This is a genomic window from Streptomyces sp. NPDC003038 (assembly GCF_040611115.1).
GTDB lineage: Bacteria > Actinomycetota > Actinomycetes > Streptomycetales > Streptomycetaceae > Streptomyces.
In genome coordinates, this window is sequence record NZ_JBEXNN010000022.1 from 88,442 (window position 1) to 99,686 (window position 11,245).

An 11,245-nucleotide genomic window follows, 5' to 3' on the forward strand; every position below is an offset into this window, starting at 1 on the left:
CGCTGCTGGAAGGCGGAAGGCGGAAGGCGAACGGAGGATCGGCGTCATGAAGGAAGCCCTGGAAGAGTTCCTGGACGCGTTGTCACCGGAGAGCCGGGCCCGCGTGGAACGCGAGCCCGGCAAGCGGCAGGAGGACCTGGCTCGGCAGTGGAAGGAACGTCTCGCAAGCGATCCGGACTCCGCGGAGGCGAGCAGTGGTTTCCTCGTGCCCGGCATGTCGAAGGCGGCTCACGAGGCGGAGTACGTCGTGAGTACGTCACTGGAGCCGCTAGGGGAGCACCCGGCCTGAGGGGCCGGAGCCCCGGCGCGTGCCCTGGTACGGCTCTGTGGTCAGTGCCCCGTACAGGACGAGGTTGTCCGCGTAGAGGCTCGTGCGGCTGTCGTAGGCGCCGGAGCAGGTGACCAGGGCGAGCCGGTGGACGCCTTCGGGTGAGAACAGGTCGGCCGGCAGCTGTGCCCGCGGGTACGTCCGCCGGGCGGTGATGCGGTAGCGGTAGACGCGTCCGTTGGCACCGGTGACGTCGATCGAGCTGCCCAACGCGAGGTCGTGCAGGGTGGAGAAGACGCCGAGGCCTTCCCCGGTGTCGACGTGCCCGGCGATCAGGACGGTTCCCCGGGCGGCTCCCGCGGCGGCGCCCAGCGCCCACCATCCGCCCTGGGAGCCCTGGCCGGGCAGAGTCAGGCTGCCGTCGGGCCGGGCGGCCACGGGGATCACGCGTGCGTGGAAGCCGCGGGGTCCACGGACGGACAGCGGCGGCGAGGGCAGGCCCGTGGTGGCCGAGTGGACGGCAGGCAGGGCGCCCGCGTCGGTAGCCGGTTGCGGGCTTCCGAGCAGCGCCCAGCCTGCCGCCAGTACCCCGCCGCACGTCATCGCCGCGCTCGCGGCGATGACCTTCCGGCGGTGCATGGATTCAGCGGGAGCCGGTCTCGCGCCGGCGCACCAGCCACAAGGCCGCGCCGGCCGTCAGCAGGCCCCCGGCGAGGCTGACCGTGCCGATCGTGTTGATGCGGGTCTCGCGGGCGGCGAGGTGGCCGCCGCTGCCCGCGCTGATCGTGGCCGCGTCCTTGCCGTGGCGGCAGGTGCCGCCGCGGACCATCTCATGATGCATGGCCACCACGGGGCGGGCGGCACGTACGGCGGCCACCAGCTCGCTGTTGCCGCCTGCGGAGATCTGCTGGTCGATCATGGCCAGGGTCTTGGTGTGGGCGGCGTCCTGGTCGGCGAGCCAGGTGGCGTCGTATGCCGCCGTACCGGCCTTCATCTGCACGGCGGCGAGCTTCTTCTGCTGCTCCGCGGTGGGGGAGGAGGGCAAGGTGATGTCCAGCTTGCCGGCCAGCAGCTTCAGACCCGCGTCGAGCTTGGTGTGATCGCGTACCAGCACGCCGCCGACGTTCTTCACACACGCCGTCGTCGCGTGCTTCTGCGCGTCCTGCCCGGCTGCGATCTCCGCGAGGTTGCCCTGGTGGGCTGACTTCACGAATGCGGTGTCCTGCTCGGTGGCTGACGCGCTGGGCGCCGACAGGACGGTGGCGGCGGCTATGAGAGCGGTGGTGGTCACCAGTCGGTGAAGCATGAGTGCTACTCCTTGCGCGGGCCGGCACGCCGGCACGCATCGGAACGGGCGCCTTTTAGCACCCGAGCACCATCCGTTCCGCGCGGACACGCCGTCGACACGGAATCGGTGCCACGTTCACCGCAACAGCCCACTCGAACCACCGGCGGGCGCGGCGACCCACGTCAGTGTCCTTCGGGCGGTCGCCCGGTCCGCAGCAGGTGCAGCACCGCCCGCTCAGCGGGTCCCTGTGTCGCCGGTGTGCCGTACGCGCCCTCGGCGCCGAGGCCCGGGAGCGCGGGCGCGACGGTGATCCCCTCCTCGTACAGCTCGATGAGGTACGGGTTGATGTAGGAGGCGCGACAGACGGCGGGGGTGTTGCCAAGGTAGCCGGAGACCTCCCGGACGGCCCGTGTGATGGCGCGGCGGCGGGCGGTCTCGCTGCGGGCGGCGCCTTGAGAGACGGCCAGCGCGACGGCGGCCATGACGGTCGCGTGCCAGGTGCGGAAGTCTTTGGCGGTGATCTCCAGGCCCGCGCGTTCCTTGAGGTACTCGTTGACGTCGCCGCCCGTCACGTCGTGCCACTCGGGGCGCTCCCAGTAGGCGAGCAGCCGCTCCCCTCCGCCGCGTCGGCGTAGCAGCGAGATCAGACTCCGGCACGTGGCGGGGTCCACAACCGCCTGGATCTGCTCCTTGCCGTGTTTGCCGGGGTAGGTGAAGATCACCTCGCCGCCCCCGCAGTGGGTGTGGGTGCGCAGCAGGGTGGTCAGGCCGTAGCTGTTGTTCACGTCCGTGTAGCGGTCGCTGCCGATCCGGAAGAATCCCAGGTCGAGCAGGCGTACCGCCGTGGCGAGCACCCGCTGTCGGGACAGCCCCCGCTCGCTCAGGTGCGCTTCGACGGCCTCGCGTACGGCCGGCAGCCGCTCCGCCACGTCCAAGACGTGGTCGTGCTTGGCCTCCTCCTGCTCTGCCCGGAACTGCGGGTGGTACAGGTACTGGCGGCGCCCGGCGGCATCCGTTCCGACGGCCTGCAGGTGTCCGGTGGGGCGGGAGCAGATCCACACGTCCCGCCACGCCGGAGGGACGACGAGCGCCTTGATCCGGGCCAGCTCGGCCGGGTCGCGAAGAGGCTGCCCGTGCGTGTCGAGATAGCGGAAGCCGCGCCCATGGCGTTTCCGGGCGTAACCGGGATCGGTGGGCCGACTGTGGTGAAGGCGCAATCGAACCTCCTCGAGGACGGGACGACGGAAGCCCCCGCCGTCATCAAGGATCCCTGCTGTGCCGGCAGGCCGAGTCCGGGCAGGCCGAGTCCGGGCAGGGGAGCGGCCGCGGTGCCCGACGACGAGCTGTAAGCCGGACGCGCGTGGTGGGCGCCGCTCTTCTCAGCCCACGTAGCGCTTCTCAGCCCACGTAGCGCCGGGCCGTCGAGCGGCGCTGGGACTCCGCCAGCGCACCCAGCCGCGCCTCTACCTCAGGCGGCACCACCCGCCGTTCCCGCAGCACCCACGGCAGCCCGATCAGGGCCAGGCCGAACGCACGCAGCGAAGCCCGGTCGCGTGGAACCGTACGGGCCAGATGCAGCGTTCTGCGCAGCGCGGCACCGGCCGGTCGACGCAGCCAGCAGAACCACAGGGTGTTGCGCAGCCCGTGGACGCGCCGCAGGGTGGCGTCCCGCACGGCGGACGGCGCGTGGTGGACGGTCAGGTCCGACGCGTACGCCAGCCACCACCCCCGTGCCGCCATGTCCGTCGCGAGCAGCTCCTCCTCGCCGCCCAGCCACAGCCGCTCGCTGAAACCGCCGGCCTCCCGGAAGGCGTCCGCCCGCAGTACGGTCGCCGCCGCCAGGAACGAGCCGAGCGCGGGCCCGGGCAGCCAGGCGGGCCCCTCGATCGGTGAGTCGCGCAACTCGGCCACGATGGGGTCCTCCCGGCCACCCGGTTCGATGAGGATGCGCGCGGTGACGGAGCCGAGGCGCTCGTGCCGGTCGAGCAGATCGGCGGCGCGCGTCAGCGAGCCGGGCTCCCACCAGGAGTCGTCGTCGCAGAAGGCGATGTAGGGCGTGCGGACCTGGCGGACGGCGAGATTGCGGCCCACGGCGCCCAGGTTCCGGCCGGGCGTCAGCAGCGTGACCTCCGGGTGGAGGCGGGCGACGGCCTCGGCGGTGCCGTCGCGGGAGGCGTTGTCCGTGACGATCACCGGAGGGCGCTCCGGGAGCCGCGCAAGCTTTTCCAGCGTGCGGAGCAGCTCGTCCCGGCGGTTGTGGGTGATCACGACGACGGTGGTGCGGGGGTCGCTCACACCAGCGCTCCTTCCGAGTCCAGGCGCCGCGCGGCGGCTTCCACGGCCGCGGGGAGCGGTCGGCGCTCCCGCAGGGCTGCCGGGAGCCGCTTGAACATCTCGCGCAGGGCCGTGCGGGCCTCCGGGTCCCGCCGGGCATCTGCGGCAAGCTCGCGGGTGTGGCGCAGAGCGACGGGCAGGGGACGGCGCAGCCACGCCGTCAGCGCGGCGTTGCGGCGCTGGACGGCGGGCCGCCCCGGCCGGACACCGCCGGTCGGGCAGTGCACGGCGATGACGTCGGGGCAGTGGCACACGCCCCAGCCGCGTGCCGCCAGGTCGTAGGCGAGCAGCGTCTCCTCGCCGCCCAGGAACAGGATCGGGTGGTATCCGCCCGCCTCCAGGTACGCCTCCCGCCGGGCGACCGCGGCGCAGGCCAGGAATCCCAGCACCTGTGGTCCCGGCAGGTCGGCGGCGCGGCCGAGCGGGGAGGCGGCGAGCATGCCGTTCAGTGGGTCCGGTTCCTGCCCCGGACCCACGTGGACGCGCGCCGCGAGCAGCCCGAGGCGCTGGTGCCGGTCCATCAGGTCCGCCGCGCGGGCCAGCGAGCCGGGCTCCCACCACGAGTCGTCGTCGCTGAACGCCACGTAGGGAGTACGGGCATGGCGTACGCCGAGGTTGCGGCCCGGGGCGCCGAGGTTGAGGCCGGGCGTGAGCACGGTGGCCTCGGGATGACGATGGGCCACGGCCCGCAGGGTGCCGTCGGTCGACGCGTTGTCCACGACGATCACCGGCGGTGCCTCCGGGAGCGCGGCCAGGCGGTCGAGGGTCCGCAGGAGCTGATCGCGACGGTTGTGGGTGATCAGGACGACGGTGGTGCGGGCGTCGGCGGTCACGGCCGGGGTACCTCCGGTTCGTCGGACAACGTCTGGCCACCCCGGGACGGCACCGTGGCACCCGCAGTGAACGGAGCGGACGGGTCAGCGTAGTCAGTTTGTGGTGATATACGGCTTAGTGCTCCACCGCGTCGGCGTGTCGGCGGAAGGCGGCGGAGGCTGCGGAGGCTGCGGAGGCTGCCGACGGTCCGACGTGGGCCCGCTGCCCCGCGACCAGCTGCGACCGCTGACAGAGCCACCTCGGATCAGGGGCGGGGATTGGTGCGCTGCCACGGAGGGCGGGCGTCACCGCCCCGGCGCCCGGCGACCGAGGCGCATCGCGGGCACAGCCGCTGGACGCGGTCGGCAGCTCCGCCGGATTCGGGGATCGTGTCGCTCCAGGAGACGTGGGGGAAACGCGCCAGCTCGGAGCGGCTGAGGGAGAGACCGCAGACGGTTTCGTTCCTCCCCGGTTCCCAGGCGTGGGCCTCTCCCGCCGGGAGCCGGCTCCGGCCCTCCTCCTCGTCGGTCCACTGTCCCGAGGCGGCGACGGCATAGCGCTTGCTCGATCCCATGCCATGCGGGTACCTCGTATCGCCCCACCCATGCCCACCGGCCTGGTGTCAGCCGGTGGGCACGGCCAGGTGCGCTACGGGACCCAGTGGTTGCCGGATGCGGTGATCATGACCTGCAACTGGATGCTCGCCGAGAAGTAGCTGCCGGTGTCGATGGGGGTGGCCAGCATCTTGCTCCAGAGCGCGTCGAGCCACGCTTGGCTGCCCGGATCGGTCATCGCCGCCAGCGCGAACGGGGCGAAGAACGCCGCCTCGCTGCCCGCCGAGATCTGTGTGCCGTCGAGCTTGTAGCCGATGGCGATCTTGTTCGGGTCGCCGCCGGTCTTCGTCTTGATCCAGCTGTTGAGCTTGCGCGCCGCCGCGAGCGACTTCGCGTCACCGCTGGTGACCGCGTCGTCGGCGATGCGCCAGGGGGTGCGGCATGCGTTCCACCAGTAGGCGCCGTCGTTGGGATCCTCCAGGACCTGCCCGGCGGCGGGCTTCGGGGTGGTGTTGGTGTTGACGACGAAGTCGGGCAGCAGGCCGGTGCTCGGCGCGTACGCGGACTGCAGGTTGGCGATCTGGGTCTGGTGCGCGGTGCGGACCGTGTCCCAGGCCGCGTCGCCGGTCGCGGTGCGGAAGGCCCGGAGGTGGTCCACCATCCAGTCCGACGTGCGGGAGATGTAGTAGTACTGGTCGCCGGAGCTGCTCCAGTCGCCGAGCTTGAGCAGGTTCGTCGTCGGGTTGACCTCGTCCTTCTTGATCGCGTTGATGTGCTTGATCGCGAGATCCTTGTAGTTGTACGTGCCCGCGCTGCCCCACTGCTTGTCGGCGAGCAGGAGCCCGTACGCCACGTCCATGTCACCGTCGGTGGCGCCGTCCCCACCGTTGACGCTCTTGCAGTTGACGTCCTGCTCGGCTGCCAGCAGGTTCGGGTTGATGGCGGAGGGGTGGTCGATCTTCCACTTCACCAGACCGTCGAAGATCTTCTTGGCGTCGGGGTCGGCGCCGGCCATGGTCGCGGCGATGACCATCCCGTAGCCCTGCGCCTCGGCGACGTAAGGGTGGTCGGCGTCAGGTGAGATGACCTGGTACCAGCCGTTGCCGCAGTTCTGGCGGACGAAGGCCGACTTCCAGTTCCTGTAGTAGTCGACGACCTTCTGGTCGATCGTCGCCTGAGTGCCGGACGGCTTCAGGATGCCCGGGACGTATGGCTTGAGGTGGCTGGCGAAGGGTACGGCCGGGGTCGTGACGCCGAGTGTGTTGCTCGCGGCCGAGAGGTTCCCCGCCGCGTCGCGCGCCTTCACGGTGTAGTTGTACGAGGTCGGGGCGGTGAGTCCGGTGTCGGTGTACGACGTACCGGTGGTGGAGCGGATCAGGCTGCCGCCACGGTAGAGGTTGTAGCCCGTCACCCCCACGTTGTCGGCGGCCGCGTTCCAGGCGAGCGAGACGCTCGTGGCCGTCGACCCCGTCGAGCGGAGGCTGCCGGGGGCACTGGGTGCGGTGGTGTCGGTGCTGCCGGCGGAGCCGTAGACCTCGAACTCCCAGAGGGAGTAGCCGTACGGGGTGCCTCGGCCCGTGCCGTACATCCGGACATGGCGTCCGGTACCGGAGACGGTCAGATCGTCGATTGCCCCGTCGCCCGCACTGGTGGAGTAGATGTCGGTCCAGGCCGAACCGTCCGCGGAGGTCTGGATCTTGTACGCCTTGGCGTACGCGGCCTCCCAGTTGAGCCTGACCCGGGAGATCGTGTGGCTGGAACCGAGGTCGATGCGCACCCACTGCGGATCGACGCCCTCGGCACTCGCCCACCGGGTGGCCGTATTCGCATCGACCGCGAGCCCCCCTTCGAACCCGCTCCCTTCGATCGACGAGGTCGTCGTCGGCTTACCGGTCGACACCAGGGTGTCGGCGGCGGCAGCCTGGGGTGGCCCGATCAGCGGCAGGGACAGCAGTCCTGACGCGATGAGAAGAGATATGCCTCTTCGGCTCATGGCAGTGGTCGTTCCTTTCGAGGCGTTGCCCACGGGTCCGAACTCCCGGAGGCAATAGACCACATGACATCACGCTCCGATCAACCCGGGCGGGCTTCGGCCCCTCTGGGAGCGGTAGGCGTCGAGGGTGGCCAGAGCCTGCGCGAGTTCGGGCCCGTACGCGCCCGGGCGGGCGGCGGCAAGCCGGCGCAGGATCGCCGCCGCTTCCTCGGCCGCGTCGACCGCGTCGTGCCATCTCCCCGCGTTCGCATGGTGGAAGCGGACGCCGGAGAGCAGGTCGGCGAGGAGTGGCTCGTGGCCCGGCCGCGGTGCCTCGGGCGCTCGCCGGTAGAGCGCCACCGGCTGGGCCGCCGCGTCCAGAGCTTCCGGCCATCGCCCCAACCGGCCCAGGAGGAGGGCGAGGCACGTGAGCGCCTTGGCCAGGTCCACCTCGTACGCCGTGGGATTCGCTTCGGCCGGCGGACGGAGTACGGCCACGGCCCGCCGCCACATCGCCGTTCTGGTAGGCGAAGACCCGGCCGTTGTCCCGTCAGTGAGGGCGGGCGACGCGTCCGACCCGTCGGCGACGGTCTCCGCCCGCCGGGGGAGTGGCCGTTCGGCCGTCGTCGCTCCCGCGCGGTCAGTGCGCGGCGCCGGGGTGGGGCGTGTGGCCATCGGGGGCGTCGTGGGTGTCGTGGGCGTCCCCGTTCTCGAGGGAGCCGCCGAGCCGGGCGCGCAGTGCGGTCAGGGCGTCCGCCGACGGCGTCGTGACGACCCACCGGTCACCGACCAGGTAGCTGCCGCCGTAGTTCCGGGCCTCGGTCAGCCACGCGCGCAGCCCCTCGGCGGCGGCGAAGGTGACCATACGGTAGGCGCCCTGCTCGGTTACGCAGCCCCCTTCGCGCAATTCCTCGGCCTGGACGTTCACTTCGGCCGTGCACCCGATAACGGTGGCGATCGCTTCGATCGAGGCCGGGCCTGTCCCGGCCTGCCGGTCTTCGGGCGTCTCCGCCCCGCGCGTCCCCGCCCCGTCGTGCGGCGCCGAGTGGCCCGCGCAGCCGCCGCACAGCAGGGCGGCGCACACCGCCGCGACCGCCCAAAATGCCGGGCGGGGACACCGGGTTCGGTGGTCGGTCCACAGCATGGCAACCTCACGGTCGGGATCGGCTCGGAGCAGCGGGTCGGCTGTGACGCCCGGGTGGGGAGGAGCCCGGGCGCCACGTGCGGGCAGCCGCTAGGCCGCCTTCGCCTTCTCACCCTTGTCGGTGACGGCGAACCAGAGGCCCTGCTTGCCGTGCCCGCTGATATCACCCGGCTTCGTGTCACCGGTGAACCAGTAGACCGGCCAGCAGTCGATCGTCATCTGCTCCGTCCCGTCGGGCCGTTTCACCGACCCGACCAGTTCCGAGGAAATTCCCGACACCTTGTCCTTGTCGACCGCCTTTGCGGGCTTCCAGGTGTCGAGGCAGGATTCGAGACAGCCGAATTTCATCGGCCAGGCGCTGTCCTTGTCGAAACGGTAGAGCGTCCGCCCTTCCGCATCGGCGAGAATGTTGCCGATGCGGGCATTCTGGTTGACGGAAAGACCGGCGTCCTTCTTCGCCCCCTCCGCCTCCGCCCCCGCCCCTGCGGCTCCCGCCGTTCCCTCCGCGGGCTTCTTCCCGGCGACGGCCGGCTTTCCGTCGGCCCCCAGCACGCGCCACGTGCCGCCGACGCCCTCACCGAGCGCGTCTCCCGCCTTCGCGTCCTTCGCGTAGCGGTACACGGGCCATCCCGCGAGGGTGAGCTGCCGGGTACCGTCGGCGCGCTCGACCGAACCGAGAAGGCCGGAGTCGACCCCCGCGCCGGCCGTCGCCCCGTCCGCCGCCACCGGGGGCCAGGCCGCGGCGCAGTCCCCGTCGCAGGCGGACTTGGGGGGCTGGGCGGTGTCCTTGTCGAACCGGTAGAGCGTGAAACCCTCGCCGTCGGTCACCGCCCCGCCCACGTCCGGAAGCTCCCGCACCGTCAGCTGCCCGGCCGGGCCGGTCTTGGCGGCTCCGCCCGCCGGGGCGGCCGCCGGGTCGTCTCCGTACCCCGAGCCCGATCCGGGCTCCGCGTCCGACCCGTACGCGCCGCCCGTATCGTGTGCGGACCCGAGTTGTTTGCTGCCGCTCACCGGCTGCACCGCTGTTTTATTTTGGGGTGATTTCTCGCCGATGCCGCATCCGGCCGTCAGCAGCAATACCGCGACCGCCGACCCGGCGAATATCTCGCGACGCCTTTTGTTCACGGTCTCTCCTTCGGATTCGGTCCTGCGTTGTTGTTCTCTCGGTCATTGATACGGGGCGCAGGCCGAGTGAAGTCCATATCCCCCGGAATTTGTCAGATCCCGCCAAAGTTCAACTCGCGGGGTGACACGGGACGTTCACCGGCTCAGTCCTGGATGCGCAGCGCGAGGGCCGGGCAGCGCCGCACCGCGCGCAGCGCCTTCGGCCGCAGCCGTCCCGGCACCGGCATGGACCCGTGAGCCGGGAAGCCGTCCCCGTCGAGCCGTACGACGTCGGGGAGGATGTCCGCGCACAGCCCGTGGCCTTTACACAGAGTCCAGTTCACGACCAGCCGCTCCGGGCTCTCGTCCTGCGGCAGCGGCAGTGCCCCCAGCACCCGTCGGCCGCACCCGCTGCCGAGGGCGTGGTCCCTGAACTCGTCGGGGAACGCGGTGAGCGCCGAGGCCACGAAGTGCGACGTACCGTCGGGGTGGCTGCACGCGCCGCGGCTCCGGACCGCTCTCAGCCGCGCCTCCACCGCTTCGAGGGCTGCCCGGCCTCCTCCCCGCACGGCCTGCTCCAGTACGTCGGCCAGCCCGGGCAGGCCGCGGACGCACGGCCCGCACTGCCCGGCCGACTCCTTCGCCATCCAGCGGGTCACCCGCGCCACCTCGCCGGCCGGGCAGGTGTCCTCGGGCAGGGGCAGGACCGCGCCCGCTCCCAGTACCGCGCCGAACGTCGCCAGGGACAGGCGGGACACCTCCGAGGCACGGGCGGAGCCGGGGTCCAGCCATCTGCCGTGGTAGCCGCCGACGAGCACGCCCTGGCCGGGGTCGGTGCCGCACAGGTCCAGGACGTACGCCAGGGAGGTCCCCGTGGGTGTCTCCACGACCACGGACCCGGCGACCGTCAGCAGGACGGTGCCCGGTTCCGCGGACAGACCGGCCGCACGGTACTCCGGCGCGCCGAGCCTTGCGGCGACCGCGAGTTGGGCGAACGTCTCGGTGTTCGACAGCAGCGTGGGCACCCCGTTCAGGCCGCGCTCGCTGGTGCGGACCGTCCTGCCCGACGGCAGCGCCGCACCACCGTTCAACCCGCTGACGAGGGCGGTTCCCTCCCCGGTCACGAAGCGATCGGGGAGCCGCATCACGCGCACCCGACGGCCGGACGGGCCGCGCTCGGCGACGGCTTCTCGTACCGACTGCTCCACGTCCGCCCTCGTCACGGCCAGCACCACGTCCTCGGCGGCCAGCGCGGCCGCCGCCAGCAGGGCGCCGTCGAGGACCAGGTGCGGGGCGTGCAGCAGCAACGCGGTGTCCTTGAGGCAGCTCGGTTCGCCTTCGGTGCCGTTGACGACGACGGCGGTACGCCCGTCCCGTCCCCGGGCCGACCGGATGACGGCGCGCAGCTTGCGGGCGAAGGGGAAGCCCGCTCCGCCCCGGCCCCGCAGGTCGATGTCGTCCGCGAGGCGGACCAGTTCTTCCGGCCGGTACCGGGGCAACGTGCCGTGCGTGCCGAGATGGGCCTCGCGGTCCAGACGGGGGAACCGGTCGAGCCCGGTGAGTAGCCGGGGGGCGCCCACACAGCCGAGGCCGGGGCGCGGACCGGCCGTCACCTCGCCCGCTCTCGGAAGCCCGGTTGATCACCGTGGCGGGCCGAGCTCCCGGCGGCCTGGCCGGGCACGTACGCGGAGACGTGCGGCGCGGAGACGTACGGCGCGTACACGGGCCGGGGCGGGGGGGGGCCGGGCGCGCGCGGCCGCCCCCCCCC

Annotated in this window: 12 protein-coding genes; 1 reads left to right on the forward strand and 11 read right to left on the reverse strand. The window is 72.1% G+C overall.

Going from position 1 to position 11,245, the window contains the following annotated elements:
• Positions 1-46: 46 nt before the first annotated feature.
• Entirely contained in the window at positions 47-289 is a 243-nt protein-coding gene (locus ABZX75_RS24775; protein WP_355414071.1) for a hypothetical protein, read from the forward strand.
• Here the strand turns inward: ABZX75_RS24775 and ABZX75_RS24780 are convergent.
• From ABZX75_RS24780 to ABZX75_RS24830, 11 genes are all read right to left on the reverse strand, one after another.
• Complete coding sequence (locus ABZX75_RS24780; RefSeq protein WP_355414073.1) at positions 269-907, reverse strand: class F sortase; 639 nt, start codon at positions 905-907, stop codon at positions 269-271. The two genes, ABZX75_RS24775 and ABZX75_RS24780, sit on opposite strands and share 21 nt — an antisense overlap.
• Before the next feature lie 4 nt (positions 908-911).
• Complete coding sequence (locus ABZX75_RS24785) at positions 912-1,574, reverse strand: DUF4142 domain-containing protein (RefSeq protein ID WP_355414075.1); 663 nt, start codon at positions 1,572-1,574, stop codon at positions 912-914.
• A 164-nt stretch (positions 1,575-1,738) separates the two neighbouring features.
• The gene (locus tag ABZX75_RS24790; RefSeq protein WP_355414077.1) at positions 1,739-2,773 is read right to left on the reverse strand and encodes a DNA topoisomerase IB; all 1,035 of its coding nucleotides are present in this window, start codon (positions 2,771-2,773) and stop codon (positions 1,739-1,741) included.
• A gap of 181 nt (positions 2,774-2,954) precedes the next feature.
• The gene (locus ABZX75_RS24795) at positions 2,955-3,851 is read right to left on the reverse strand and encodes a glycosyltransferase (RefSeq protein ID WP_355414079.1); all 897 of its coding nucleotides are present in this window, start codon (positions 3,849-3,851) and stop codon (positions 2,955-2,957) included.
• The gene (locus ABZX75_RS24800; protein WP_355414081.1) at positions 3,848-4,723 is read right to left on the reverse strand and encodes a glycosyltransferase; all 876 of its coding nucleotides are present in this window, start codon (positions 4,721-4,723) and stop codon (positions 3,848-3,850) included. The genes ABZX75_RS24795 and ABZX75_RS24800 overlap by 4 nt, the downstream gene beginning before the upstream one ends.
• A 245-nt stretch (positions 4,724-4,968) precedes the next feature.
• Positions 4,969-5,277: a hypothetical protein gene (locus tag ABZX75_RS24805; protein WP_355414083.1), complete on the reverse strand. Its 309-nt coding sequence runs from the start codon at positions 5,275-5,277 to the stop codon at positions 4,969-4,971.
• 74 nt (positions 5,278-5,351) lie between these two features.
• On the reverse strand, positions 5,352-7,250 hold the full coding sequence (locus ABZX75_RS24810; RefSeq protein WP_355414085.1) for a glycosyl hydrolase family 8: 1,899 nt from the start codon (positions 7,248-7,250) through the stop codon (positions 5,352-5,354).
• A 69-nt stretch (positions 7,251-7,319) separates the two neighbouring features.
• Positions 7,320-7,727, reverse strand: a complete 408-nt coding sequence (locus tag ABZX75_RS24815; protein ID WP_355414087.1) for a hypothetical protein — start codon at positions 7,725-7,727, stop codon at positions 7,320-7,322.
• Between the two features lie 142 nt (positions 7,728-7,869).
• Complete coding sequence (locus ABZX75_RS24820; protein WP_355414089.1) at positions 7,870-8,373, reverse strand: hypothetical protein; 504 nt, start codon at positions 8,371-8,373, stop codon at positions 7,870-7,872.
• Positions 8,374-8,463: 90 nt separating this feature from the next.
• On the reverse strand, positions 8,464-9,498 hold the full coding sequence (locus ABZX75_RS24825; protein WP_355414091.1) for an SCO0930 family lipoprotein: 1,035 nt from the start codon (positions 9,496-9,498) through the stop codon (positions 8,464-8,466).
• Between the two features lie 143 nt (positions 9,499-9,641).
• On the reverse strand, positions 9,642-11,090 hold the full coding sequence (locus tag ABZX75_RS24830; RefSeq protein WP_355414093.1) for an NADH-ubiquinone oxidoreductase-F iron-sulfur binding region domain-containing protein: 1,449 nt from the start codon (positions 11,088-11,090) through the stop codon (positions 9,642-9,644).
• Between the last annotated feature and the right edge of the window lie 155 nt (positions 11,091-11,245).

Coding starts and splice junctions, on each gene's coding strand:
- ABZX75_RS24775 (WP_355414071.1), top strand. CDS start 47: ATGAAGGAAGCCCTGGAAGAGTTCCTGGACGCGTTGTCACCGGAGAGC.
- ABZX75_RS24780 (WP_355414073.1), bottom strand. CDS start 907: ATGCACCGCCGGAAGGTCATCGCCGCGAGCGCGGCGATGACGTGCGGC.
- ABZX75_RS24785 (WP_355414075.1), bottom strand. CDS start 1,574: ATGCTTCACCGACTGGTGACCACCACCGCTCTCATAGCCGCCGCCACC.
- ABZX75_RS24805 (WP_355414083.1), bottom strand. CDS start 5,277: ATGGGATCGAGCAAGCGCTATGCCGTCGCCGCCTCGGGACAGTGGACC.
- ABZX75_RS24810 (WP_355414085.1), bottom strand. CDS start 7,250: ATGAGCCGAAGAGGCATATCTCTTCTCATCGCGTCAGGACTGCTGTCC.
- ABZX75_RS24820 (WP_355414089.1), bottom strand. CDS start 8,373: ATGCTGTGGACCGACCACCGAACCCGGTGTCCCCGCCCGGCATTTTGG.